This is a genomic window from Blochmannia endosymbiont of Polyrhachis (Hedomyrma) turneri, assembly GCF_000973505.1.
GTDB lineage: Bacteria > Pseudomonadota > Gammaproteobacteria > Enterobacterales > Enterobacteriaceae > Blochmanniella.
The window spans coordinates 224,316-250,915 of the sequence record NZ_CP010048.1 but is presented as its reverse complement, the minus strand read 5'-3'; the positions used below and the strand labels follow the sequence as shown (position 1 = coordinate 250,915).

Below are 26,600 nucleotides of genomic sequence, written 5' to 3'. Positions count from 1 at the left end.
TAACACAAAGTATACTTTTTATAAGAATATAATTAAATAACATGTCAAAACTAAAAATTTTAATTTATCCAGATAAACGTTTACGAAAAATTGCTAAACCTGTCAATGATATTAACAGCAATATTCAGTCTATTATATATAATATGTTCGAAATTATGTATTCCAATGATGGCATAGGTTTAGCTGCTACTCAAATTAATATTCATAAACAAATTATTGTAATTGACATATGGAAAGACCCTAAAAAACGCTTAGTATTTATCAATCCAAATTTGTTAAATAAAACGGGTGAAACTGGTATTATAGAAGGATGTTTATCTATTCCTAACCAACATAAATTTATAACACGCTCAAGAACAATAAGAGTTCGTGCATTAAATCAATATGGATATACCTTTGAAATAGAAGCATGTGATCTTCTTGCAATCTGTATTCAACATGAAATAGACCATTTAATTGGAAAACTATTTATTGATTATCTTACTGATCATCAAAATTTAACACAAACCACATAAAGTTCAAACATACAAATTACTCACATTACTATAAATTTTATCAATAAGATTATTTATGAAAAAATCATTAAAAATTATATTTGCTGGAACAACAAATTTTTCAGCATCTTACTTATACACTTTAATCCACTCATCATCACATCAAATATTAGCAATTTTTACACAAAAACATTCCCCTGTTAATTATGAAAAAAAAATATACGCTAACAGCGTATATGATGTGGCAAACAAAAATAAATTACCAATATTTCAACCAAAATGTCTAAATACAAATCAAATTATACAAACCATCCAACATCTTAATCCAGATATTATAATAGTTGTTTCCTACGGATTAATCATACCTCAAAAAATATTAAATTTACCACCATTAGGCTGCATCAACGTACATGGATCATTATTGCCCCGTTGGAGAGGAGCAGCTCCCATACAACGCGCAATAGAAGCCGGAGATACAAAGACCGGTATCAGTATCATACAAATGGACACTGGCATAGACACCGGACATATATTATACAAAGACACCTGTAGCATCTTACCTCATGATACCAGTCTCGAGATATATAAAAAACTAATTAATATTGGAACTAAAGCACTATTATATACATTACAACAAATCATATCTGGGAAAAATCGCGCTATACCTCAAAATAATAAGCTTGCCACATATGCTAAAAAAATAGATAAACAAGAAGGAAAAATTAATTGGAATACACCTTCTATACAATTAGAACGCCGTATACGAGCTTTTAATCCATGGCCTGTTACCTATTTTCACATACATAAAAAAAGAATCAAAATATGGGAAGCAACAATTAATAACATAAACAGACAACAAAAAACAACAGCAGGTACAATATTAACAATACAACAATCAGGAATTACCATTGCCACAAATGATGGATCATTAATCCTAAAATTAGTACAAATAGAAGGGAAAAAAATAATTTCAATTAAAGATCTACTAAATTCAAAAAAAAACTGGTTTATACCCGGCACTATTTTATCTTAAAAAATAAAAACACATCTGCAACAATGCAAAATTCAAAAACATTTTAAATATAAAACCACTGAATTATTTTTTCATACTAATACCACGAAATCCATTACTCTTACTCTCACTGTTGTCCTTTAATAAAACTCGATCAACTAACTCAATATAAGCCATAGGAGCATTATCTCCTGTACGTATTCCATATTTCAAAATACGCGTATAACCACCAGGACGATTGACAAAATGAGGACCTAATTGATGAAACAATATATTTAGTGCCCTATTATTTCTTAATTTAGAAAACACCAAACGTCTATTTGCTAAAGTGTCAAATTTAGATAACGTAATTATAGGTTCAACAACACGACGTAACTCTTTAGCTTTTGCTAAAGTTGTTTTAATGATTGTATGATACAGCAATGAAACTGTCATATTCCTTAACATCAACTTACGATGTGAACTAGTACGATTAAACTTACGACCAATCTTACGATGACGCATAAGCAACCCCCCCATTTGCTCTCCTGGACAACATTTTCTCTACCCTATCTTGTTAAATCAATTTATAATTTTTACTACTCAACTATCGTATCGACAATACTTTTCGGAGGCCAGTTATCAAAATGTGCTCCCAAAAATAATCCACGAGCAGCTAAAACATCTTTAATTTCTGCAAGAGATTTTTTACCTAAATTCGGTGTCCTCAATAATTCAACTTCAGTTCGTTGAACTAAATCTCCAATATAATGAATGGACTCTGCCTTTAAGCAATTAGCAGAACGCACAGTTAACTCAAGATCATCTACAGGACGCAACAGAATAGGATCAAATTCAGGTTTTTCTTCCTGGACCTCTTGCTGATGTACATCACGCAAATCAACAAACGCAATCAATTGTTCAGATAAAATAGTAGCTGAACAACGAATAGCCTCTTCCGGTTCAATAGTCCCATTAGTTTCTATATCAATAACCAATTTATCTAAATCAGTACGTTGTTCAACACGAGCCGCTTCTACATTGTAAAAAACTCGTGATACTGGACTATAACAAGCATCTACTAACAAACGTCCTACAGATAACTCACTTACAATCTCAGTGTTAGATAAAAGTCTAGAATTTGCAGGCACATAACCACGACCACATTGAACTTTAATACGCATATCAATTGACGCATCATTTGCAGTCAAATGACATAAAACATGCTCAGGATTCATTATATCAACACTAGTATCATGAATGATATCAGATCCCTGAACAGGACCAACACCAGACTTATGCAACGTTAATATTACATGATCCTTACCCTGCACTTTTACCGCTAATTCTTTAAAATTTAATAAAATTTCTAAAACATCTTCCTGGACGCCTTCTTTTGTACTATATTCATGCAATACTCCATCAATTTCTACTTCAGTAACTGCATAACCAGGCATGGATGACAACAATATACGACGCAATGCATTACCTAAAGTATGACCAAAACCACGTTCTAAAGGCTCAAGCGTCACTTTACTATGAGTCAAACTAATTTGTTCGATATCTACAATCCGAGGCTTTAAAAAATTTTTCAAAGCAACTTGTCGCATACCGCCCCCTGTATTATCTCCAATATATCACCACTAAATATTATTTAGAATACAATTCAATAATTAAATGCTCATCAATATCCGCTGACAATTCACTACGTTCCGGAAATCGTTTAAAAATACCTTTCAATTTAGTTTTATCAACATTAATCCAATCTATTTTTTCACGATTCTCAAATAATTCTAACGCAGCATGAATTCGCAATTGCTGTTTAGATTTTTCAGATACAGAAACTATATCATTCGGCATTAATTGATAAGACGGGATATTCACCACACGATTATTCACCATAATAGATTTATGACTAACTAATTGACGAGACTCAAAACGTGTAGCAGAAAAACCCATTCTATAAACAACATTATCTAATCGTCCCTCTAATAATTTTAATAAATTTTCTCCAGTATTTCCCTTAAATCTTGCTGCTTTTTTATAATAATTAGAAAATTGACGTTCTAAAATACCATATAAACGCCGAACTTTTTGTTTTTCTCTTAATTGACGACCATAATCTGATAATCTCGGCTTACGAATGCCGTGTTGACCTGGTAATTGATCAATTTTACATTTAGAATCAATTGAACGCACACCAGATTTTAAAAAAAGATCTGTTCCTTCACGACGACTTAATTTTAATTTAGGTCCTAAATATTTTGCCATATATAATTATTCCTTTATATATATAATTATTCCTGTATTGCAATAACCTGTATATTAGTAACACAACGAAAAATTAATAATAAACATCATGAATTTATAAATACAATTTATCATATATTTGTGATATTATACTCTTCTTTTTTTAGCAGGCCGACATCCATTATGCGGAATAGGGGTAATATCGGTAATATTGGTAATACGAAATCCTGCCGAATTTAATGCGCGAACTGTAGACTCACGACCTGGACCAGGACCCTTTATCATAACCTCTAAATTTTTTATCCCATACTCCTGTGCTAACTCCGCACATTTTTCAGCTGCAACCTGTGCTGCAAACGGAGTTGATTTTCTAGAACCACGAAAACCTGAACCACCAGATGTTGCCCAAGCTAAAGTATTACCATGACGATCAGTAATTGTAACAATCGTATTATTAAAAGATGCATGTATATATGCTATTCCATCTAAAATTTGCTTTTTGACACGCTTTTTTGTTCGAAACTGACTACTCGATTTAACCATGTTACCTAATTACACTCCTTAAAAAATATTATCTATTAACTGTTTTCTTAGGACCTTTTCGAGTTCGTGCATTTGTCCTCGTTCTCTGACCGCGCACTGGAAGATTCCGACGATGTCTTAAACCTCGATAAGTACCTAGATCTATTAATCGTTTAATATTTAACGACACTTCACGACGCAAATCACCTTCTGTAACATATTTAGATACTACATTACGTAAATTATCGATCTGCTCTTCAGATAATTTACCAAGTGTAATATGCTCAGAAATACCCACAGCCGCGCAAATAGAACGAGCACGCGACCTACCAATTCCGTAAATTAGCATCAATGCAATAAAAACATGTTTATAATCAGGCAAATTTATTCCTACTATACGCACCACTGAATTATACACTCCTACAAAAAAATTTAATACAATATATAATATTATCTAACTAACATATTCTTAAAAAAACTCTCGAATAAAATTTTGAAAAATAACAAAATAGTACAAATTATTAATATTTAAATATATCATTATATTATCCCTGTCTTTGTTTATGTTTTGCTGTATTTCGACAAATGACACGCACTATCCTCTTCCTTTTAACAATTATACATTGCTTACAAAATTTTTTCACTGAAGCTCGAACCTTCATTTATTACTACCTCTTCATGAGATGCTTTATATTGAAAAAACAAAAACGTCAATTTTTATTATAAATTAACAAAAATGATTTTTTCAGTTAAAAACCTTTCAAATGTGTTTTTTTTAACACAGATTCATATTGAGTAGACATCAATAAAGTTTGAACCTGCACTATAAAATCCATAATTACTATAACGACAATCAATAATGACGTTCCGCCAAAATAAAAAGGAACATGCATAGTAACTCTTAATAATTCTGGAACTAAACAAATAAAAGTTATATATACTGCTCCAAATAAAGTTAAACGAACCATTACTTTATTAATATACCTAGCTGTTTGCTCGCCTGGACGAATACCCGGAACAAAGGCACCAGATTTTTTTAAATTCTCAGAAGTTTCCCTAGCATTAAATACCAAAGATGTATAAAAAAAACAAAAAAATATAATAGCAACAGCATATAATATAATATACAAAAACTGACCAGGCTGTAAATAAAAAGAAATTACAGTTAACCAATTCCATCCTATCCCATCACCAAACCACGATGTAATCGTTCCTGGAAACAGAATCACACTCGATGCAAAAATCGCTGGAATTACACCAGCCATATTTACTTTAAGTGGCAAATGAGTACTCTGAGGAGTATAAATCTTTCGACCATGTTGTTTTTTAGCATAATGAACAATTATACAACGTTGACCTCTTTCAATAAAAACAACAAAAAAAGTAATCAATAATATTAATATAGATACTAATATTAATACAAAAAAATGTAATTCACCCTGTCGGGCATGCTCGATAGTATGGAGAACTGCAACTGGCAACTCTGCGACTATACCAGAAAAAATGATAATTGAAATACCATTTCCTATACCCCGATGAGTAATTTGTTCACCTAACCACATTAAAAAAATAGTGCCACAAACCAGACTTGTAACTACAATGAAATAAAACGAAATACATGGATTAACAATCAATCCATGATGTATACCAGAAATACTAAGTAATCCAGTAGCAATCCCTATCGCTTGAAATATACCTAAAAACAAAGTCCCATAACGAATAAAAGAATTAATTTTTCGACGACCAGCTTCACCTTCTTTCTTTAATTCAATTAATTTAGGGTGTACTGATGATAACAATTGAACAATAATCGATGATGAAATATATGGCATAATACCTAAACTAAAAACAGAAGCACGACTCAAGGCACCACCAGAAAACATATTAAACATTTCAATAATCGTACCTTGTTGTTGTTCTAATATTTTTGTAAAAACACGGATATCAATTCCAGGTATAGGAATAAATGATCCAATACGAAAAATAATAAGTGCTCCCACAACAAAAAATAACCTACGCCTTAATGTATAAAAACCACCTTTAATATTTTCATAACATAATTTTGATGTTTTTATCATTTATTAATTAATCCTCAACAACACCACCAACAGCTTCAACCATAAAACGAACACCACGAGTAACACGTATATTACGTATAATATAAGGATATTTTACGGTACCAAATTTTATTATTTTAACATATTTAACCTTCCGTGGGATAATATTTAATGACTTCAATAATTTTAAATCCACTATGTTATTTTTAATACACGAAAGATCTGATAGCCTCACCTCGTCAGTAAATAACGATTTACGTGATCTAAAACCAAATTTTGGCACCCGACGATATAAAGGCATCTGTCCTCCTTCAAAAGAAGAAGCCAAAGAACAACCAGAACGAGATTTTTGTCCTTTATGACCTCGACCACAAGTTTTGCCTAATCCAGAACCAATCCCCCGACCTAAACGTTTTATTGATTTTTTAGATTGACGAGCTGGCGAAATAGTATTTAAACGCATCTGAAACTCCTTCATAAATCAAACCACTCTAAAAAACATAAAGCAATTTTACTCATTTATATAACACCAAATATTTCTTGAACTGTTTTACCGCGCTTGGCAGCCACCATCTCAGGTGATTTCATGTTACTCAACGCTGTCATAGTAGCACGAACAATATTAATAGGATTTGTAGAACCATAAGACTTAGCCAATACATTATGCACACCAGCTACCTCTAAAATAGCACGCATGGAACACCCAGCAATAATTCCTGTTCCATCAAACGCAGGTTTCATAAAAACACAAGAACCCGTATACACCCCTATAATAGAATGTTGTAAAGTTCCTTTTTTCAAAGGAATACTAATCATATTTCTACGAGCCTTATCCATGGATTTTTGAATAGCAGATGGCACCTCTCTCGCTTTTCCATACCCAAAACCTACACGACCATTCCCATCACCTACAACAGTCAACGCGGTAAAACTAAAAATTCTACCCCCTTTGACAGTTTTAGATACTCGATTAACTACAATTAACTTTTCTTTAAACTCACTACTAATGAACTGCTTATCAATATCCCGTGCCACTTTAATTACATCCTTTTGTTGTAATATTATTTTATAATTTTATATATAATGATTTATTTTTACTAATTACTTAAAAATTTATTCCAAATTTTCGTGCTGATTCTGCTAATGCTTGCACACGACCATGGTATTTATAACCAGAACGATCAAAAGATATCTTAGAAATATCTTTATTTAATGCACGTTCTGCAATTATCTGACCAACTACACCAGCAGCATATTTATTTCCAGTAAATTTCAAATTTTCTCTAATCACTCTTTCTACTGTTGAAGCAGCAACCAATACTTTAGAAGTATCGGGCGAAATTATTTGTGCATATATATGTCTTGAAGTACGATGAACCACTAAACGCACTGCACCCAATTTTCTCAAATTATAACGAAGCCTAGCACCTCGACGAATCCGAGCTAATTTTTTATCCATGTACCTAACCTCGTAATTTAAACAACATTCATAAAAATAATAATAAATTCACTTCTTTTTTATATCCTTGATATGTACAATCTCTCCTTCATAACGAATTCCCTTTCCACTAAAAGGTTCTGGTGGACGAATCGCACGTAAATTGGCAGCAAACTGCCCAAGCAATTGTTTATTCGCGCTTCTCAATACAATATCTACCAAACTAGGACAAGTCGCAATTATCCCATCTGGGACTTTATAATTAACAACATGAGAAAAACCTACCATAAGAGTTATAATATTATCATTAATCGCTACCCGATAACCAACCCCAACTAACTGTAACTTTTTTATAAAACCAAAACTCACACCAAATATCATAGCACGCAATAACGCATATGTGGTACCTAACAAAGACCTATTATTCACTAATCTATTTTTTGAACGGAATGATAAAATACAATTCTTATCAATTATCTTACAATCCAATATATTATGTAAAAAATGGGTCAACAAACCAAGATTACCCTGCACTAAAACTACCCGATCCTTAATTATCATTTTTACGTCATTAGGAATGCAAATTGTTGATTCTACAAGACGCGACATTCTATAACTCCCGAATTCTTCTGTACAACTCTAATCTAAAATTATCATTTGATTTACTTATGATATATAACAAATGACTTCCCCCCCAAGGCCCATTTGACGTGCTAAACGATCAGTCATAACCCCATGAGAGGTGGAAATGATAGCAACCCCCATACCTGACATTATGATCGGTAAACTATTTTTTTTTCTATAAACACGTAAACCCGGACGACTAACACGCTGTATATTTTCTATCACTGGTTTTTGATTAAAATATTTCAATGTTAATGACAAATAAGGTTTATTATTTTTAATATTTTTAATAATTGCATAGTCTCCAATAAAACCTTCTTGTTTTAACAAAATTGCAATATTGATCTTTATCTTAGAAGATGGCACAGTCACTAGATTTTTTTTCGCCATCTGCCCGTTACGTATACATGTTAACATATCAGCAATTGGATCTTGCATACTCATTTTTATGACCCTTCTATTAAACTCACCAACTAGCTTTTCTTAAACCTGGAATTTCACCACGCATAGCTGCCTCACGTAATTTCATACGACTTAAACCAAATTTTCTCAAAACAGCATGAGGACGTCCAGTTTGATAACACCGTTTACGTTGCCGTGAAACACTAGAATCCCGAGGAAGCATCTGCAATTTAAGAACAGCCTCCCAACGTTCTTCTTGAGAAATTTTCATATTCAAAATAATAGATTTTAATGAACGCCGCTTGAAAAAATATTTATTAGCTAACTTTAAACGCTTTAACTCACGTGCTTTAAGTGATTCCTTAGCCACTTGTTTCTATTCCTCCATAATTTTTTTTTATTGCATCAACATTGTTAGTTATTCATTCTGTAAGATTAATAATTAACTACGTCGAAACGGAAAATTAAATGAACATAATAAAGCATAACTTTCATCATACGATCTAGAATTTATAGTAATAGTAATATCCATCCCACGAATAGTATCAACCTTATCATAATCAATTTCAGGAAAAATAATCTGCTCACGTATTCCTAAACTATAATTACCACTGGTATCAAATGACTTAGAAGACAAACCACGAAAATCACGAATACGTGGAATAACAATAAAAATTAAACGCTCAAAAAACTCCCACATGCGAAAATTACGTAAGGTAACTTTACATCCAATTGGATGCCCCTGACGAATTTTAAAACTAGCAATAGACTTACGGGCATATGTCAAAATAGGCTTTTGACCAGAAATAATCATCAAATCATTCATTGCACTATCCAACAACTTTTTATCAGATACTGAGCCACCAACACCCATATTAATAGTTATTTTCTGAAAACAAGGAACCTGCATAACTGACGTATATTGAAATTTTTTCATCAATTGAGGAATCACATTTTTCTTATAAAAATCATACAACCTCATGAAATATAAAACTCCCATATCATTGTTAATAAATATTTAATCAATCACCTTTCCAGAGGACTTCAAAATTCGTACTTTTTTACAACCTTGCATTCTAAATCCTACCCGATCCGCCTTAAAGGAAGAATGATTAAATATCGCGACATTAGAAAGATCAATCGCCTTTTCTTTTTTAATAACACCACCAGGTTGATTTATTGCAGGTATCGGTTTTTGATGTTTTTTAACGACATTAATGCCTGTAATAATAGCTTTATTTGGAGATACTATACTCTGAACTCTTCCGCGTTTTCCCTTATCTTTACCAGTTAACACAATCACTTCATCATTACAACGAATTTTTCTTGCCATGATGTCATACTCCAGCAAAATCATTAAAATACTTATAAAACTTCAGGTGCTAAAGAAACAATTTTATTAAATTTTTCAATACGCAACTCACGAGTAATTGGACCAAAAATACGAGTTCCGATCGGCTGTTCAGTAACATCATGAAGCAAAACACAAGCGTTATTATCAAATCGAATAAATGAACCATCTAAACGAGATAAACCTTTCTTTGTACGAACAACAACAGCTTTCAATACATCACCTTTTTTCACTTTACTACGAGGATTTGCTTCCTTAATAGTAACTTTAATAATATCAGCAATATTAGCATACCGACGTTTAGACCCCCCCAAAACTTTAATACACATCACACGACGTGCTCCAGAATTATCAGCAACACTTAAAATACTACTCTCTTGAATCATAATGAAACACCTCAACAATATACATAAAAAAATAAAAAAAAGATAAAAAATAATTGAAAATTCTTTCAGTAACAACAATTCATAACAACTATAAAACTGTTGTTTCCACAACAGATACTAATTTCCATGACTTAGTTTTAGAAATAGGGCGACACTCTTTTATCGAAACCACATCACCAACACGGGCATTATTGCACTCATCATGAACATGCAACTTAGTTGTTCGCTTAATAAATTTTCCATATAAAGAATGTTTCACACATCGATCAATAACAACAACAACCGTTTTATCCATCTTACTACTAAGTACACGACCATACAACACTCGCACTTTAGACATTTACACAACCTTTATGTTTTATGTTTTTTTGAATTACTTTTTAATAATAAAAATTTTATTCGAGCAACATCACGACGCACTCCTCTTAATAAGTGTGTCTGTTTTAATTGACCTATTTTAAACTGAGTATAAAAATAAAATCTTTTACGCAATAAATTCAATAACTCCAATCGCAACTCTTGGTAATTGTTCTTAGAAAACTCCTTATTCTTTTTTACCTTAGAAAATGCGCTCATGCTTGACTATCCTTAACTACCATAATAGTTTTAATAGGTAACTTCGATGCTGCTAATTTAAATGCATCACGTGCTACAGATTCTGAAACTCCATCCATTTCATATAACAATCGTCCTGGTTGTACTAAAGCTACCCAATATTCTATATTACCTTTTCCCTTTCCCATACGTACCTCAAGAGGTTTTTCCGTAATTGGCTTATCCGGAAATACGCAAATCCAAATTTTCCCCTGTCGTTTAATGGAACGAGAAATAACCCGACGAGCCGCTTCAATTTGAGCAGAACTCAATCGCCCATAATTAATGGATTTTAACCCAAAACGCCCAAAATTTAATACAGCATCTACAACCATGCCCCGATTACGACCCTTTTGCATTTTACGAAACTTAGTTCGCTTTGGTTGCAACATAATATGTACATATTCCCTATTTATTTTTTTTAAATTAAAATTATTTACGTAATTTACGAAACTGCTGTCTCTTAGACTGAACAAACATCTCAACTTGTTCAGCATCTGGAATATATTTACCCAAAATCTCACCTCTAAAAATCCACACTTTTACTCCAATAATGCCATATGTAGTATGCGCTTCAGAAGTACTATAATCAATATCAGCACGTAAAGTATGCAATGGAACACGACCTTCACGATACCATTCAGTTCGTGCAATTTCCGCCCCACCAAGCCGACCACTTACTTCTACCTTAATTCCCTTAGCTCCAAGTCTCATAGAACTTTGCACAATACGCCTCATAGCTCTTCTAAACATAACACGCTTTGCTAATTGCGAAGACAAATTATCCGCTAATAATTTAGCATCTAATTCTGGCTTACGGACTTCAAAAATATTAATTTGCGCAGGAACACCGGCTATATTAGCAACACATTTACGCAATTTTTCAACATCCTCTCCTTTTTTCCCAATCGCAATTCCGGGACGAGCAGTATAAATAGTTACACGAATACTTTTAGCTGGACGTTCTATAATAATACGAGATACTAAAGCTTTAGATAATTCTCTCATTAAAAACTGACGTACTTTAAAATCACTTTTTAGATTAGCAGAAAAATCTCGACTATTTGCATACCAAGTAGACTGCCAAGACTTGATGATACCTAACCGCATCCCATTAGGATTTACTTTTTGACCCATTTACATTAAACCTCAAGATCGTCTAAACACAATCAATCAAATACAAAACCAACATTCATTATAACTAGTTAGAAACAACTACAGTAACATGACTAGTACGCTTCAAAATATGATCAGCACGCCCCTTAGCTCTAGGCATTATACGTTTTAAACTAGGACCAACATCAACAAAAATTTTTGTAATTTTTAAACTTTCAACGTCTAAAGCATAATTATGTCTCGCATTTGCAACAGCTGATAATAATACTTTTTTTACTATCCTAGAAGCTTTTTTATTAGTAAAACTTAAAATATTAATTGCTTGTAAAACAGCTTTACCCCGAATTTCGTTTACTACTAAACGTATTTTTTGAGCGGAAATTCGAATATAACGACACCTAGCTACACTGACTAAACATTTTTTACTTTGCATAATATAATATTCTCATAATAACATAATAAAAAAACACAATATAATAAAAAAATAACACAACTAACGTTTTTTAACTCTTTTATCAGCCGAATGCCCACGATAAAGACGAGTAGGAGAAAATTCACCAAGCTTATGTCCTACCATTTCATCAGCGATAAAAACAGGTATATGCTGACGACCATTATGAACAGCAATAGTTAAACCAACCATATTTGGAAAAATTGTTGAACGCCGTGACCAAGTACGAATAGGCCGTCTATCATTGTTCTTCACAGCTTTATCAACCTTCCTTAGTAAATGCAAATCAATAAATGGACCTTTTTTAAGAGAACGAGGCATAAAAATTATCCTTAAATTACCTATTTCGAGTTCGAGTATGTATAATAAATCGATCAGTACGTTTATTATTACGTGTTTTTTTACCTTTCGTAGGCACCCCTAACGGAGATACTGGGTGTTTTCCAAAATTTCTTCCCTCCCCCCCCCCGTGGGGATGATCAATTGGATTCATAGCCGTTCCTCGAACAGTTGGTCGAATACCCAACCACCGTTTAGCACCTGCTTTACCCAACACTCGCAACATATGTTCAGAATTACTAACTTCTCCAACAGTAGCACGACATTCAGACTGTATTTTCCGAATCTCACCAGAACGTAAACGAATGGAAACATACTTAACATCATAAGAAACAATCTGTGCATATGAACCAGCTGCACGAACTAACTTTCCACCTCCGCCAGGATTAAGTTCTATATTATGCACTACAGAACCTACTGGAATTTTATATATTGGTAAAGCATTTCCAACATTAATTGGTGTACTCATTCCAGACTGTACTCGATCACCAACTGTCAACCCCTTCGGAGACAAAATATAACGCCGTTCACCATCTGCGTATAACAATAAAGCAATATCAGCAGATCGATTAGGATCATATTCTAAACGTTCCACTACTGCTTGAATATTATCCTTGTCACGCTTAAAATCAATTAAACGATAATAACGTTTATGACCACCCCCGATATGACGAGTCGTAATATGTCCATGATGATTTCTTCCACCAGAATGAATACGTTTTCTTAATAAGGAATAACAAGGCCTCCCTTTATGAAGATACGGCCTTATCACTTTAACAAGATGTCGTCTACCTGGAGACGTAGGATTACATTTTATAACTACCACAAAATCCCACCGATATATAAATAATTAGTTGAAAAATACTTACAATATTTTTTATTATTACTTTTGATATAAATTTTCTAATAAACGTTCTTTTTTATTTTGGTAGTAAAATCTATACTATGGCCAGACGCTAAAGTAACATAAGCCTTTTTCCAATTACTACACTTACTAATATTCTTTCCACGTTTTTTAACTTTTCCTTTAACAATTAAAGTGCGCACATTACATACATCCACTGAAAATAAACTATTAACTGCATTTTTTATTTCTGACTTAGTAGATGTTTTTTTCACACTAAAAACAACAACATTACATTTTTCCATCACAGATGACGATTTCTCTGACATATGAGGAAAATACAACACTCGTAACAATCGATCATTAAACATTATGCTAACATATCCTCAACTCTTTTAAGAGATTCAACAGTCATAAGAACTATATTAGAAGCAATTAAAATATACGGATTTATATTACCTACACAACATACATTAACTTTATACAAATTGCGAGACGCTAAAAATAAATTCCTATCTAACACATTATCTATAAGAATTAAAAGTTTCTCTCTTATATCTATCCGATGCAGTTGATTAACTAATAGTTTAGTTTTTGGTTCTTCAATATAAAATTTGCTTATAAAAATTACACGATCTTGACGAATTAATTCTGAAAAAATACTCTTTAACGCTCCTCGATACATTTTTTTATTTATTTTTTGTCCATGATCTTGATTAGATGCAGCAAAAGTCACCCCGCCAGAACGCCAAATAGGACTCCGTATTGAACCCGCACGTGCCCGACCAGTACCCTTCTGCCGCCAAGGTTTCTTTCCAGATCCACGCACTCCAGAGCGACTTTTTTGAGCACATGTACCCTGCCTAGCACCTGATAAATAAGCAGTAACAACTTGATGTACTAATGGTTCATTAAAAGAAGATCTAAAAACAACATCAGAAATAAATACTTTAGAGCCTGTATCTTTTAATTTCACTTCCATATATAATTATTTACTCCGATTTTAATGTTATCAAAAAAAATTTATAATTTTTCAGATATACTCACACGAACGATACTGTTTACTTCACCAGGAATCGAACCTTTTACAACTAACAAATTATTTTTCAAATCGACAAGTACTACATGTAAATTCTGTACAGTGACTTTCATATTACCTAAATGACCAGGCATTTTTTTTCCTTTAAAAACTTTCCCGGGAGTTTGATTCTGACCGATAGAACCAGGAGCACGATGAGACAAAGAATTACCATGACTGGCGTCTTGCGAACAAAAATTCCAACGCTTTACAGTACCTGAAAAACCTTTTCCTTTAGAAATACCAGTAACATCAACTTGTTTAACATCGGTAAATAATGACACAGTAATAACATCGCCAACACAAATAGACTGATCACAACAATGCCTCATGCGAAACTCCCATAAACCATGCCCGAGTTTCATACCCGACTTTTTAACATGACCAATTTCTGGTTTATTGACTCTATTTAATTTTTTAACACCAGCAGTCACTTGAACAGCATTATATCCATCTGTCTTTAATGTTTTTACTTGTATAACCCTATGTGGTTCAACTTTTATAATAGTAACAGGAACCGTAACACCGTCTTTAATAAAAAAACGCGTCATTCCCGCCTTCATGCCAGTCAATCCAATCATTACAAACACCGTCCTATTTTTTCTACATTTTGTGGCAATTAAATATTAAAGATTTACTACCTTAAACTTATTTGAACATCTACCCCCGCAGCCAAATCTAAACGCATTAAAGCATCAATAGTTTTATCTGTTAATTCAATAATATCAATCAATCGTTTATGAGTCCGTATTTCATATTGATCACGTGCATCTTTATTTACATGAGGAGAAATTAAAACAGTAAAACGTTCTTTTCTAGTAGGCAAAGGAATAGGACCCCTTACTTGAGCTCCTGTTCTTTTGGCAGTTTCAACAATTTCCGAAGTTGATTGATCAATCAATCGATGATCAAATGCTTTTAAACGAATTCTAATTCTTTGATTTGACATACAATTTAACCCCGAAACCTCTAAAAATTTAAACAAACTTTACTAAAAATTAAACCATCTAACTAATAAATTAATTTATAACACACTATAATTTATAACACACTAATTAATATAAACCCATTTATTATTATTACTCAACCCATGAGGCATAATAAATAAAAACTATAATCAAATAAAGTGCATGATATAACATATAAACAAACAATATCAAGCAATATCATACATTTCAAATAGCATTAATCGACACTATATTATTATATTAATCCAATATTAAGATTGTGATTGCAAATAATTATACACCCCAATCCGTGAAATTAAAGATAGTTCAGTTTCTAAAAAATCAATATGTTGTTCTTCATCTACTAAAATTTTTACCATAAGATCTCTAGACACAAAATCATGCACCGAATCAGCATACGAGATACATTCTCGTAAGTCACTTACCGCATCATATTCTAGATTAAGATCAACACGCAAAACCTCCTCAACACAATTGCCCACATTACATAAATTACCATTCTGTATATGAGGCACTCCCTCTAAAAATAAAATTCGTTTTAAATATTTATCTGCATGTTCAACTTCATCTAAAAATTCTTTATATTCAATATCATGCAGTTTCATTAACCCCCAATGTTTATATATCCCAGCATGTAAAAAATACTGATTAGCAACAGTAAACTCATTAGCAAGTAAACGATTAAAATTCACTATAATCTGCTCATTGCCTTTCATAAACAGAAGCCTCCATTTTAAATAATAAAAATTTTACAATTTCCCATTAATAAAAAATACACAAAGTATTTGTAATATACAATGCTGATAAGCAGATTCGAACTGCTGACCTCACCCTTACCAAGGGTGTGCTCTCCCGACTGAGCTATACCAGCTGAATTTTTTTGAACGAAAGCGGGCAATGGGAATCGAACCCACATCTTCAACTTGGAAGGTTGAGGTAATAACCATTATACGATGCCCACATGTAATAATATATTTTTTACCCCAAAAAAAAACGAAACACTCTTCTCTAAAAAACCATCTAAAAAATTAATATAATGATGGGGGAAGGATTTGAACCTTCGAAGTCATATGACGGCAGATTTACAGTCTGCTCCCTTTAGCCACTCGGGCACCCCACCAAATATTTATAAAATTTAAAATGCCGGCAAAAGGACTTGAACCTTTGACCTACTGATTACAAATCAGTTGCTCTACCACTAAGCTATGCCGACTCATCAATAATTCACATTGTAACTGCTCTAGTTTAATATATTTTGAAAAAAATATCAAGAGAATAAATATTTATCTAGTCATGTAAAAAAAATAACTATGATTAGCTATTATCATATTTATCATATATCACATAACTATTATTTCTAATATTTACACACTAACACAACTATTACTAACACTACGAATTGAAATGACATTCTCCAAACATGAATAAGAATATATTGCACCAAAATATTCCAATAATAACTCACCATTACCATTAATACCTTTAGATATTCCTAATACCCAACGATCATCAACAAATACTTTTACTCTCTGATTATAAAAATAATCCAAAGATAACCAACGAGAAATAAACGAAGAAAAACCACAACATTCAAATTGTATTAAAGATCGATATAATGCATTAATCATCTTCACCGCTAAAATATTACGATCAACCTTAATACCAATCTCTTCTAAACTAACTATTGAGACACTATCTTCAACAACCTTTAACATCATAGCCGTATTAATACCAATACCAATCACCACATGTATACAATTTCGAAATTTACTGATAACTTCAATCAACACACCTGCTAACTTTCGACCTCTAAAATAAATGTCATTAGGCCATTTCACTCGTATATCATTAACACCCAACGATTGTAAGACCTCAACTATAACAACACTAACCACTAAACTTAATATAGTAATTGGTTCTCTTCGATTGGAGTGTGATAACAACCAATAAATAGACAAATAAACATTTTTACCAAACGGAGAGAACCAATATTTTCCATATCGTCCACGACCCTGCATTTGACTTTCCGCAAGACAAACATCCCCTGATTGTAAATAATAAATATTATCAAGAAGATACTGATTGGTAGAAGCAACAGTTTTTAAAATAACCAATTCTCCCTTGTATGATAATTGAGATAAAATTTTCGATATATTTAACAACTGATATAACATACACAATACCCACAATTACTGTATTTAAATATTAATAAAACACTTTAAAATATGCCAATCGTTGATAATTTTTTAATTATGAATAAATAAAATAACCATCACATAATTCAATTATATTACTTTCTTAAAACTTTTTTTCCCGTTGATAATAACTGAACACTATCTATTTCCCCAAAATCAGCAATAAATCGAACTTCAGGTTCTAAAGAAATATGAAAATAATCCATAACTTTTTCATATATACGACCTGCTAATGTTACAATTTCACCAGCAGTAGCTTGCTGATTTATATTAATTAAAATCAAAGACTGTTTTTTATAAATAGATGCATATCCACATGTAGAAACTGATAAATTACAATTCTCAATCAACCAACCTGCCGATAATTTCACTAAATTCTGTTTATAAAAAAAGCACGGCATATCTGGATAATCATTTAATAAATCATCCATCAATGCGCAATTAATCACCGGATTTTTAAAAAAACTACCAGCGTTACCGAAAACCAACGGATCTGGCAATTTATACTGCCGCATAATACATACTGCATTAAATATTCCTACAGGAGTAACACTATTTATATTTAATTTATCTAAACCAATGTAATTTAGTACAGGACGCCAAGTTTTACTTAATTTTAATCCAACAGCCACTATGACATAATTAAACTTAAATTGTTCCATAAAAATACTATAACGATAACCAAATTGACATTCATCCACTGTAAAACGAATCTTTTCTCCAATATCTAAATTTAAAATATCTACATATTCACAAAACTTTTGCAACTCTACACCATAAGCTCCTATATTTTGAATAGGAGCAGCACCTACACAACCCGGAATTAACGCTAAATTTTCCAATCCAGGCATATTATTTTTTAAACTATATACCACTAATTCATGCCATAATTCACCTGAACAAACATGCAAATACCAGTAATATTTATCTTCATGTAAATCAATTCCTTTAATACGATTTAATAAAATCACACCACAATAATCCTCTAAAAATAAAACATTACTACCTCTTCCTAAAATTAACACCGAATACCCTTTTTGCACAAAACGATTCCAAAAGATCAACAAATCACCCTCGGTATATACCTTAATCACATAATCAGCATATACTCTTAAAGAAAAAGTATTCAAAGACTTTAAGGAAACTCGATTCTTGATCATAACTACAACAAAAACAAAAAAAATCACAATTTATTTTTCACTTATCTTGGCTTTAAATAACACAAAACACTAATATAATATAAATGAAAATCACCAAACAAAAACAAACATCACTCAATTAAAATACAATCTACAAATAATAGTATTCAAATATATACAAACAGTGTACTACTATACCGAATATCACAATTACAACAACCACACACATCATTTAATCTATTATTGTTTTTCAAAATATATAAAATCATTTTTCACTTTTAGTATAATATTATCCCCAGGCACTAAACAACCTGATAATATTTCCTGCGACAAAAAATTTCCAATTTTTTGTTGTATCACACGTTTTAACGGCCGAGCACCATATGCGGGATCAAATCCAATTTTACTTAACAAAACTAAAATATCGTTAGAAAAACTAACTTTATAACCACATTCTTCCAAACGTTTGGATAAAATCGATAAATGAATTTTTGCAATACTAATAATATGAGTCTCATTTAATGGATGAAACACAACCACCTCATCGATACGATTGATAAATTCTGGACGAAAATTATGAGATAATAAATTAAAAATAATTTCTTTAATACCAGAATAATTCAATTGACCCGAATTTTCCTGAATGATATTCGACCCCAAATTAGATGTCATAATAACAACAACATTACGAAAATCAACTGTACGACCTTGTCCGTCCGTTAAACGACCTTCATCTAATACTTGCAACAAAACATTAAATATTTCTGAATGTGCTTTTTCTATCTCATCTAACAACACTACAGAATAAGGACGACGACGAACTGACTCTGTTAAATACCCCCCCTCTTCATAACCTATATATCCAGGAGGAGCACCAAGCAATCTTGATACTGAGTGCTTTTCCATGAATTCAGACATATCAATACGAATTATAGAACTTTCAGTATCAAATAAAAAGTTTGCCAATGATTTACATAACTCAGTCTTACCCACACCAGTAGGACCTAAAAACATAAAAGAACCAATTGGCTTTTTAGGATCAGATAACCCAGAGCGACTTCTTCGAATAGCATTAGAAACTACCTCCACTGCCTCATTTTGACCAATGACTGATTGATGTAACACCTCTTCCATACGTAACAATTTTTCTTTTTCACTGGCTAACATACGTGCAACAGGAATTCCAGTCCATTTTGACAACACTTCAGAAATCTCTGTATCAGTAACACGATTACGCAACAAACGCATTTTAGTAAATTTAGAACTCAAATACGTAGATAACTCTTTTTCCAACTCAGGAATTTTACCATACTGTAATTCAGACATTCGTGCTAAATCACCAACCCGACGAGATTGATCAAGAGCAATTTTAGCCTCTTCCAATTGTGTTTTTAAAGATTGCATATCTAATAAAAATTCTTTTTCTTCTTTCCATTCAGCCTCTAATTTTACATATTCACTTTCCTTATTAGAAAGTTCACTGCTTAACATTTCAAAACGTTTTCGACTAGCATCATCCGATTCCTTTTTTAAAGCTTGTTGCTCTAACTTCAACTGTATAATCCTTCGGTCTAAACGATCTAAATCCTCTGGTTTAGAATCTATTTGTATACGAATATTAGCCGCTGCTTCATCGATAAGATCAATAGCTTTATCTGGTAACTGACGATCAGTGATATAACGATTCGAAAGAACCACTGCAGCCACAATAGCTGGATCAGTTATTTGTACATGATGATGTAATTCATAACGTTCTTTTAAACCCCGCAAAATTGCTATAGTATCCTCAATACTTGGCTCAAGTATAAATACTTTTTGAAAACGCCTTTCAAGAGCCGCATCTTTTTCAATATATTTTCGATATTCATCTAATGTTGTAGCACCCACACAATGCAGTTCACCTCGCGCTAATCTAGGTTTGAGCATATTCCCGGCATCTATAGCCCCATCAGTTCTTCCAGCACCCACCACAGTGTGTAACTCATCAATAAACAAAACTACAGCCCCAGAATGTTGAGATAAATCACGCAATACATGCTTTAAACGTTCCTCAAATTCACCTCGATACTTAGCTCCAGCCAACAATGTTGCTATATCTAATGATAAAACTCGGCTATTTTTTAATCCTTCAGGTACTTCACCATTAACTATCCGCTGTGCTAATCCTTCTACAATCGCGGTTTTTCCCACCCCTGGTGGACCAATAAGAACTGGATTATTTTTAGTCCGCCTCTGTAATACTTGAATTGTACGACGAATCTCTTCATCTCTACCAATTACTGGATCTAATTTATTATGTTTAGCTAATTCAGTTAAATCAATAGTAAATTTTTTTAAAATATCTCTTAAATTTTCCGATTCTTGAGAACTCACCGGTTTGTTTCCTCGTATAGTTTTTATAGCCTTTTTTACATTATCTACACTAATACCAAATTTATTACAAATAATACCTAAAGAACTATTTATCTTTACTGCAGCTAACATAAATACTTCAGAAGCAATATAAGTATCGAAATATTTTTGTGAAAACTTTTCAGCAAGATTTAATGTGCGAATTAAATCTTGAGAAAACTGAACATTTCCATCAGGATTATCAATACTAGGCAATAATTTACAAGCTTGATCAACAGCGACAGTAAATTTATCAATATCAACTTCAATACACTGTAATAACCGACATATCGAATCGTTTGATTGCCGCAATAAAGATAACATAACATGTAATGAATCAATAAACTGATTATTCAGTCTAATAGCTATACTCTGAGCATCAGATAACGCTAATTGAAAATTACTAGTAAAACGATCAAAATTCATGAACTATTTTTCCTAAACCAAGGCCTTGATATAAAATATAAACAATATACTGCTAAATTCAAAATTCTACAACTAAATCAATTAAAGACTCAATCGCAAAACATTTAATAAACCTAACATATCTAACGGTAATGGTATTTTCCATCTCATCGAAACACCTGTAATAGGATGCACAAACTTTAACATGGAAGCATGTAAAGCTTGCCTTTCAAAGGAAAACACACAACAATGATTAAATGTCCTGTCATATCTCTTCTTCAAATACAATAAATGCTTAGATTTTCCATATTTCTTATCACCAATTAAAGGATGCTGAATATGCGCCATATGCACTCGAATCTGATGTGTTCTCCCAGTTTCCAACTGTAATCTTACCCTCGTGTAAGAATGAGAAAAAGTCTCAATAACTTGATAATGAGTGATAGCAGATTTTCCTGAAGGATGAACACACATAGATGTCCGATTAAAAAAATTACGAGCAATCGGTCTATCTATTGTCCCATTATTAACGATATTACCATAAACTATTGCGTCATATTCACGCCTTATTTTATGTAATTGGAATAACTTTACCAACTTAACCTGTGTATCAATATCCTTCGCTATTAACATTAATCCGGTGGTATCTTTATCTAAACGTTGTACAATACCAGCACGAGGAACAACAGAAATATTAGGATAATGATATAATAAAGCATTCAACACCGTGCCAGAAGTATTACCAACACCAGGATGTACAACTAAATTCGACGGCTTATTTATTATAACGATGAAATCATCCTCATATACAACATTTAAAAAAATATTTTCTGGTTTTAAAGATTTAACATACTCAACAACATAACTAATCTCAATCAATTCACCTTGTAATACTTTTTTATCCGGCATTGTAACAACACAATTATTAACTTTAACTTGTCTATTAAGAATCCATCGCTTAATTCTGGAACGAGAATGATCTGGAAGTGATTGTGATAATGCTTTATCTAAACGGAGTCCAGATAAAAAACTTGTGATTATTATAGTTTTGGTAATATTTTTATGTTCTTGTTTCATCATAGAATGTTGCATTATAATGCTATTTGTTGCACAATGCGGGATTTTAATAAAAAAATAAATTATTCCCTACTTAACTAATAAATATCATGAAATTCATTCACTAATCATAATTATTAGTGCAAAAATATAATTAAATACTATTAATCATCAATCCATGATATATACAAAACATTCAACATCAACAATATTAATTATAATCATGTGTTTCACACCATTTTTATGCCACTGTAAAAATCATACCAATACTACAAATGATGATTTACATAAACAATATCTATCCGCAAAATGTAAATTAAAAAATAAAAATTATAAAACCGCTATTAAAAAATTAGAAACACTAAATAAAAAATACCCATTCAATCAATACAGTAACCAAATTTATCTTGATTTAATTTATGCATATTACAAATCTATGGATTTTTCATTGGCACATGTAACTATAAATGACTTTTTACAACAAAACCCTAATCATCCAAACTTGGATTACCCTATTTATATAAGCGGATTAATCAACATGGAACTTGATAATCATACAATACACAAATTATCTTTTATAAAACAGCAATCAAAATATAACCCAATATACGCTCGTCAAGCATTTCATGATTTTTCAAAACTAATACACCAATACCCAAACAGCCAATACACACCAGACGCATACAAACGACTCATTTATCTAAAAAACCGTATTGCTGACTACGAATTAGCTATTATAAAATATTACAACAAAAAACAAGCTTATATAACGGTTATCAACCGTACTGAAGATATGCTCCGATATTTTTCAGATACAAAAGCTGCACACCATGCACTATGGTATATGCATACAGCCTACCAAAAATTACATCTTACCCATCAAACAAACCAAGTTATGAAAATAATCATTTTTAACAAAAACAAAATAATTAATACATTAAAACAAACATAATATATAAACATCTACTACAATAAAATAACTTGCAACTTAAATACAAATTTAACTTTAGATCACAAAATATTAACCATCTATTTAAACACTCAATGACCACAAAACATTAAAATCACAAAACATAATATTCCGTGATAACATCACTACTATAACATCACTACTACATATAAAATATAACTACTAATATAATAACAACTACTAATATAATAAACTTATAATCTTTTAATTTTTTAATAAAACATATAAAATAACATCAAAATATCACAATATGATATATAAAACTCGTAAAAATAACATTAATTAATTTTTTACATACTAAAAAAATATACAGTTATTATCCAATTATCCATCTTGAAAAATAAAATAAATTATCAAAAAACACAATAAAAACTTAAAAAAACTCAAACAACCATGAAGCATACAGAAAACATAGCATTTCTAGGACCACAAGGATCATACTCCCACATTGCATCAGAACAATATGCAAATACACGTCAACTAAATAATATCGGGGAGTATAGCTGCCAAAATTTCAGTGACATAATTAAATTAGTAACAACTAAACAAGCAAAATACGGAATTTTACCTATTGAAAACTCAACGTCAGGTGCAATTCATGAAGTATATAACTTATTACAAAACACTATTTTATTTCTAATAGGTGAAATTCATATACCAATAATACACTGCATATTAACTATACCAAACGCTTCTTTTAAAGAAATAAAAAAAATTTATAGTCACCCTGAACCATTTCAACAATGTAATGAATTTTTTAAAAATTTTCCAAAATTAGATTTTATATTCTGCAAGAGTAGCGCTGATGCAATGGAAAAAGTATCTAAACTCAAAAACCCGAGCTTTGCCGCATTAGGTAATGAAAATAGCGGAAAATATTTATATGGATTACAAGTTATAAAAAAAAACATCGCTAATAAAAAAAATAATACTACACGATTCATAATACTAGGAAATAAAAAAATCACAATAAACAAAAACACACCTGCTAAAACTACACTTATTCTATCCACTGATCATCCATCTAACATTTCCATCGAAGAAATATCACACATACTAAATCAATACAATATTAAAATACATCACATTAAACCTCAATCAATAAAAAATAACACAAATGAACAAAAAATATTTATTGACATGCAAGCTAATTTATACCAACAATACGTACAAGAGGCTGTAAAAAAATTACGAAATATCACACATTCCTTAAAAATACTAGGTTGTTACCCTATTTCAATTCAAGAATAAGTCATATTACATATAATTACATATATATGACGATATAATCCACATAATAAAATATAACAAGTAAAATAACACATTTTTAAAATGTATACACGATAACTACAGAAACAAAAACACTATATCAACAAATCATAAATTATGATAACTAAGTATTATCTAAAATTTATTTACGATTATCATTTATTTGACGCAACAAAACACGGCTTTCTAATAATAAACGTTCAGAATACAGTCCAAACCAACATTTTATTTTTCTAAAAAAATCAAGAAATTCCTGCTTATCACCTTTCTCAATCAATACAAGTAATTTACTAAAATATGAATAACAACGCTTGATTAATAATATACTATCTTTCGAAGACATAATAATATCAGCATACAGGGAAGGATCTTGAGCAAACAACCTCCCTACCATCATTAACTTTAAACGAAAAATTGGCGATGATAAAGACTCTATTTCATTTAAATTAACATTCTCTTCAAACAAACACATGCCATATACAAATGTGATAAAATGACATAAAGATTGAATAAATAACATATTTTTGTCATGATCTAATGCATTAATATGATACAATTGTGCTCCCCAAACTTTAATTTGTTGTAATAACCATTGATATGACTCAGGATAACGACCGTCACAACAAACAATCACTTGTTTAACCATACTATCAGTATCCGGATGAAACATTGGATGCAGTCCTAATACTGGACCATTATGAACTAATAACATAGCCTGCAATGAATCATGTTTGATTGATGCCACATCAACCAAAATACAATCATGCAATAAAGGTGGTAATTTTTTAATTACCTCTACTGTAGTATGAATTGGTACACTAATTAACACCATTCCTGCATCCGATAATATTGTCTTTGCACGAATCCAATCCTCTTTCTCTAAAATACGCACTTGATAACCGGATAGAATAAACATTCTATAAAATAAACGACCCATTTGACCACAACCACCAACAATAACTACTGGACGCAATCCAGGACATAAAGTCTTAAACCCCTTTTTTTTCTCATTAGAATAAGACTCACGTATTATTCGCCGAATAATATCTTCAATTAAATCAGGAGATACCCCCAATTTAATAGCATCTCGACGACGAGAATCTAACATGATCTTTTCCCTTTCAGGCGCATAAATAAACAATCCATGCCTGCTTTTGACTTCACCAACTTGAGAAACCAACGCAAGACGCTTAGATAATAATTTCAATAAAGATTTGTCAACCTTATCTATCTTATTTCTCAAAATATTCAATTCTTCTATCATATTTTT

Annotated in this window: 36 protein-coding genes, 4 tRNA genes and 1 pseudogene; 4 read left to right on the top strand and 37 right to left on the bottom strand. The window is 31.6% G+C overall.

Annotated features, from left to right (window positions below):
* Window positions 1–41 precede the first annotated feature (41 nt).
* Window positions 42–485 (top strand): annotated as a pseudogene (def, locus tag BTURN675_RS01045) (peptide deformylase); the annotation flags it as partial.
* A gap of 85 nt (window positions 486–570) precedes the next feature.
* On the top strand, window positions 571–1,527 hold the full coding sequence (gene fmt, locus BTURN675_RS01040) for a methionyl-tRNA formyltransferase (protein WP_046288730.1): 957 nt from the start codon (window positions 571–573) through the stop codon (window positions 1,525–1,527).
* Between the two features lie 63 nt (window positions 1,528–1,590).
* Here the strand turns inward: fmt and rplQ are convergent, their stop codons facing one another.
* The 36 genes from rplQ to rluD all read right to left on the bottom strand — a co-directional run bounded on the left by rplQ (window position 1,591) and on the right by rluD (window position 23,115).
* On the bottom strand, window positions 1,591–2,010 hold the full coding sequence (rplQ, locus tag BTURN675_RS01035; RefSeq protein ID WP_046289091.1) for a 50S ribosomal protein L17: 420 nt from the start codon (window positions 2,008–2,010) through the stop codon (window positions 1,591–1,593).
* 74 nt (window positions 2,011–2,084) lie between these two features.
* Window positions 2,085–3,095 carry a DNA-directed RNA polymerase subunit alpha gene (locus tag BTURN675_RS01030; RefSeq protein WP_046288729.1) on the bottom strand — a complete coding sequence of 337 codons (1,011 nt, stop codon included), beginning with the start codon at window positions 3,093–3,095 and terminating at the stop codon, window positions 2,085–2,087.
* Between the two features lie 40 nt (window positions 3,096–3,135).
* Window positions 3,136–3,756 (bottom strand): 30S ribosomal protein S4, encoded by a 621-nt coding sequence (gene rpsD / locus BTURN675_RS01025; RefSeq protein ID WP_046288728.1) that lies wholly within the window; start codon window positions 3,754–3,756, stop codon window positions 3,136–3,138.
* Between the two features lie 126 nt (window positions 3,757–3,882).
* Window positions 3,883–4,278 (bottom strand): 30S ribosomal protein S11, encoded by a 396-nt coding sequence (gene rpsK / locus BTURN675_RS01020; RefSeq protein WP_046288727.1) that lies wholly within the window; start codon window positions 4,276–4,278, stop codon window positions 3,883–3,885.
* 28 nt (window positions 4,279–4,306) lie between these two features.
* On the bottom strand, window positions 4,307–4,663 hold the full coding sequence (gene rpsM, locus BTURN675_RS01015) for a 30S ribosomal protein S13 (protein ID WP_046288726.1): 357 nt from the start codon (window positions 4,661–4,663) through the stop codon (window positions 4,307–4,309).
* A 139-nt stretch (window positions 4,664–4,802) separates the two neighbouring features.
* Complete coding sequence (rpmJ, locus tag BTURN675_RS03205; RefSeq protein ID WP_071840775.1) at window positions 4,803–4,919, bottom strand: 50S ribosomal protein L36; 117 nt, start codon at window positions 4,917–4,919, stop codon at window positions 4,803–4,805.
* A gap of 87 nt (window positions 4,920–5,006) precedes the next feature.
* Window positions 5,007–6,335, bottom strand: coding sequence for a preprotein translocase subunit SecY (secY, locus tag BTURN675_RS01010; RefSeq protein ID WP_046288725.1), 1,329 nt, complete (start codon window positions 6,333–6,335; stop codon window positions 5,007–5,009).
* A gap of 7 nt (window positions 6,336–6,342) precedes the next feature.
* On the bottom strand, window positions 6,343–6,777 hold the full coding sequence (gene rplO, locus BTURN675_RS01005) for a 50S ribosomal protein L15 (protein WP_046289090.1): 435 nt from the start codon (window positions 6,775–6,777) through the stop codon (window positions 6,343–6,345).
* Between the two features lie 56 nt (window positions 6,778–6,833).
* Window positions 6,834–7,337 (bottom strand): 30S ribosomal protein S5, encoded by a 504-nt coding sequence (gene rpsE / locus BTURN675_RS01000; protein ID WP_082086693.1) that lies wholly within the window; start codon window positions 7,335–7,337, stop codon window positions 6,834–6,836.
* An 82-nt stretch (window positions 7,338–7,419) separates the two neighbouring features.
* Window positions 7,420–7,773: a 50S ribosomal protein L18 gene (gene rplR / locus BTURN675_RS00995; protein WP_046288723.1), complete on the bottom strand. Its 354-nt coding sequence runs from the start codon at window positions 7,771–7,773 to the stop codon at window positions 7,420–7,422.
* 48 nt (window positions 7,774–7,821) lie between these two features.
* The gene (gene rplF, locus BTURN675_RS00990) at window positions 7,822–8,361 is read right to left on the bottom strand and encodes a 50S ribosomal protein L6 (RefSeq protein ID WP_046288722.1); all 540 of its coding nucleotides are present in this window, start codon (window positions 8,359–8,361) and stop codon (window positions 7,822–7,824) included.
* Window positions 8,362–8,418: 57 nt separating this feature from the next.
* Complete coding sequence (gene rpsH / locus BTURN675_RS00985; protein WP_046288721.1) at window positions 8,419–8,820, bottom strand: 30S ribosomal protein S8; 402 nt, start codon at window positions 8,818–8,820, stop codon at window positions 8,419–8,421.
* A gap of 22 nt (window positions 8,821–8,842) precedes the next feature.
* A complete protein-coding gene (gene rpsN, locus BTURN675_RS00980; protein ID WP_046288720.1) occupies window positions 8,843–9,148 on the bottom strand; it encodes a 30S ribosomal protein S14 in 306 nt (101 codons plus the stop codon).
* A 72-nt stretch (window positions 9,149–9,220) separates the two neighbouring features.
* Window positions 9,221–9,760, bottom strand: coding sequence for a 50S ribosomal protein L5 (gene rplE, locus BTURN675_RS00975; protein WP_046288719.1), 540 nt, complete (start codon window positions 9,758–9,760; stop codon window positions 9,221–9,223).
* 36 nt (window positions 9,761–9,796) lie between these two features.
* A complete protein-coding gene (gene rplX / locus BTURN675_RS00970) occupies window positions 9,797–10,111 on the bottom strand; it encodes a 50S ribosomal protein L24 (protein ID WP_046288718.1) in 315 nt (104 codons plus the stop codon).
* 32 nt (window positions 10,112–10,143) lie between these two features.
* The gene (gene rplN, locus BTURN675_RS00965; RefSeq protein ID WP_046288717.1) at window positions 10,144–10,515 is read right to left on the bottom strand and encodes a 50S ribosomal protein L14; all 372 of its coding nucleotides are present in this window, start codon (window positions 10,513–10,515) and stop codon (window positions 10,144–10,146) included.
* 88 nt (window positions 10,516–10,603) lie between these two features.
* The gene (rpsQ, locus tag BTURN675_RS00960) at window positions 10,604–10,855 is read right to left on the bottom strand and encodes a 30S ribosomal protein S17 (RefSeq protein ID WP_046288716.1); all 252 of its coding nucleotides are present in this window, start codon (window positions 10,853–10,855) and stop codon (window positions 10,604–10,606) included.
* A gap of 11 nt (window positions 10,856–10,866) precedes the next feature.
* Entirely contained in the window at window positions 10,867–11,091 is a 225-nt protein-coding gene (gene rpmC, locus BTURN675_RS00955; protein ID WP_046288715.1) for a 50S ribosomal protein L29, read from the bottom strand.
* Window positions 11,088–11,501, bottom strand: a complete 414-nt coding sequence (gene rplP / locus BTURN675_RS00950) for a 50S ribosomal protein L16 (protein ID WP_046288714.1) — start codon at window positions 11,499–11,501, stop codon at window positions 11,088–11,090. Before rplP ends, rpmC begins: the two co-directional genes overlap by 4 nt.
* A gap of 40 nt (window positions 11,502–11,541) precedes the next feature.
* Window positions 11,542–12,246 carry a 30S ribosomal protein S3 gene (gene rpsC / locus BTURN675_RS00945; protein ID WP_046288713.1) on the bottom strand — a complete coding sequence of 235 codons (705 nt, stop codon included), beginning with the start codon at window positions 12,244–12,246 and terminating at the stop codon, window positions 11,542–11,544.
* A gap of 64 nt (window positions 12,247–12,310) precedes the next feature.
* A complete protein-coding gene (gene rplV, locus BTURN675_RS00940) occupies window positions 12,311–12,658 on the bottom strand; it encodes a 50S ribosomal protein L22 (protein WP_046288712.1) in 348 nt (115 codons plus the stop codon).
* Window positions 12,659–12,718: 60 nt separating this feature from the next.
* Window positions 12,719–12,997, bottom strand: a complete 279-nt coding sequence (rpsS, locus tag BTURN675_RS00935) for a 30S ribosomal protein S19 (protein WP_046288711.1) — start codon at window positions 12,995–12,997, stop codon at window positions 12,719–12,721.
* 16 nt (window positions 12,998–13,013) lie between these two features.
* Window positions 13,014–13,841, bottom strand: coding sequence for a 50S ribosomal protein L2 (gene rplB, locus BTURN675_RS00930; protein ID WP_046288710.1), 828 nt, complete (start codon window positions 13,839–13,841; stop codon window positions 13,014–13,016).
* 77 nt (window positions 13,842–13,918) lie between these two features.
* Window positions 13,919–14,230, bottom strand: a complete 312-nt coding sequence (gene rplW / locus BTURN675_RS00925) for a 50S ribosomal protein L23 (RefSeq protein ID WP_420021787.1) — start codon at window positions 14,228–14,230, stop codon at window positions 13,919–13,921.
* On the bottom strand, window positions 14,230–14,841 hold the full coding sequence (rplD, locus tag BTURN675_RS00920; protein ID WP_046288708.1) for a 50S ribosomal protein L4: 612 nt from the start codon (window positions 14,839–14,841) through the stop codon (window positions 14,230–14,232). Before rplD ends, rplW begins: the two co-directional genes overlap by 1 nt.
* A gap of 41 nt (window positions 14,842–14,882) precedes the next feature.
* The gene (gene rplC / locus BTURN675_RS00915) at window positions 14,883–15,518 is read right to left on the bottom strand and encodes a 50S ribosomal protein L3 (RefSeq protein ID WP_046288707.1); all 636 of its coding nucleotides are present in this window, start codon (window positions 15,516–15,518) and stop codon (window positions 14,883–14,885) included.
* 56 nt (window positions 15,519–15,574) lie between these two features.
* The gene (gene rpsJ, locus BTURN675_RS00910; protein ID WP_046288706.1) at window positions 15,575–15,886 is read right to left on the bottom strand and encodes a 30S ribosomal protein S10; all 312 of its coding nucleotides are present in this window, start codon (window positions 15,884–15,886) and stop codon (window positions 15,575–15,577) included.
* Window positions 15,887–16,156: 270 nt separating this feature from the next.
* Window positions 16,157–16,621, bottom strand: coding sequence for a bacterioferritin (gene bfr, locus BTURN675_RS00905; protein ID WP_046288705.1), 465 nt, complete (start codon window positions 16,619–16,621; stop codon window positions 16,157–16,159).
* Between the two features lie 82 nt (window positions 16,622–16,703).
* Window positions 16,704–16,776: transfer RNA gene (locus BTURN675_RS00900), tRNA-Thr, on the bottom strand.
* Window positions 16,777–16,794: 18 nt separating this feature from the next.
* Window positions 16,795–16,866 (bottom strand) — tRNA-Gly (locus tag BTURN675_RS00895).
* A gap of 76 nt (window positions 16,867–16,942) precedes the next feature.
* A tRNA-Tyr gene (locus BTURN675_RS00890) sits at window positions 16,943–17,025 on the bottom strand.
* Window positions 17,026–17,046: 21 nt separating this feature from the next.
* Window positions 17,047–17,118 (bottom strand) — tRNA-Thr (locus BTURN675_RS00885).
* Between the two features lie 151 nt (window positions 17,119–17,269).
* Window positions 17,270–18,079 carry a biotin--[acetyl-CoA-carboxylase] ligase gene (locus tag BTURN675_RS00880; RefSeq protein WP_052722583.1) on the bottom strand — a complete coding sequence of 270 codons (810 nt, stop codon included), beginning with the start codon at window positions 18,077–18,079 and terminating at the stop codon, window positions 17,270–17,272.
* Window positions 18,080–18,195: 116 nt separating this feature from the next.
* Complete coding sequence (gene murB, locus BTURN675_RS00875) at window positions 18,196–19,260, bottom strand: UDP-N-acetylmuramate dehydrogenase (RefSeq protein WP_046289088.1); 1,065 nt, start codon at window positions 19,258–19,260, stop codon at window positions 18,196–18,198.
* Between the two features lie 219 nt (window positions 19,261–19,479).
* On the bottom strand, window positions 19,480–22,056 hold the full coding sequence (gene clpB, locus BTURN675_RS00870) for an ATP-dependent chaperone ClpB (RefSeq protein WP_046288704.1): 2,577 nt from the start codon (window positions 22,054–22,056) through the stop codon (window positions 19,480–19,482).
* A gap of 81 nt (window positions 22,057–22,137) precedes the next feature.
* The gene (rluD, locus tag BTURN675_RS00865) at window positions 22,138–23,115 is read right to left on the bottom strand and encodes a 23S rRNA pseudouridine(1911/1915/1917) synthase RluD (protein ID WP_216697868.1); all 978 of its coding nucleotides are present in this window, start codon (window positions 23,113–23,115) and stop codon (window positions 22,138–22,140) included.
* 154 nt (window positions 23,116–23,269) lie between these two features.
* On the opposite strand from rluD, the gene bamD reads away from it, so the two are divergent.
* Both bamD and BTURN675_RS00855 read left to right on the top strand, forming a co-directional pair.
* Window positions 23,270–24,043, top strand: coding sequence for an outer membrane protein assembly factor BamD (bamD, locus tag BTURN675_RS00860; protein ID WP_071840774.1), 774 nt, complete (start codon window positions 23,270–23,272; stop codon window positions 24,041–24,043).
* A 411-nt stretch (window positions 24,044–24,454) separates the two neighbouring features.
* On the top strand, window positions 24,455–25,312 hold the full coding sequence (locus BTURN675_RS00855; protein WP_052722581.1) for a prephenate dehydratase domain-containing protein: 858 nt from the start codon (window positions 24,455–24,457) through the stop codon (window positions 25,310–25,312).
* Window positions 25,313–25,472: 160 nt separating this feature from the next.
* On the opposite strand, the gene tyrA is transcribed toward BTURN675_RS00855, so the two are convergent.
* Complete coding sequence (tyrA, locus tag BTURN675_RS00850; RefSeq protein ID WP_046288702.1) at window positions 25,473–26,594, bottom strand: bifunctional chorismate mutase/prephenate dehydrogenase; 1,122 nt, start codon at window positions 26,592–26,594, stop codon at window positions 25,473–25,475.
* Between the last annotated feature and the right edge of the window lie 6 nt (window positions 26,595–26,600).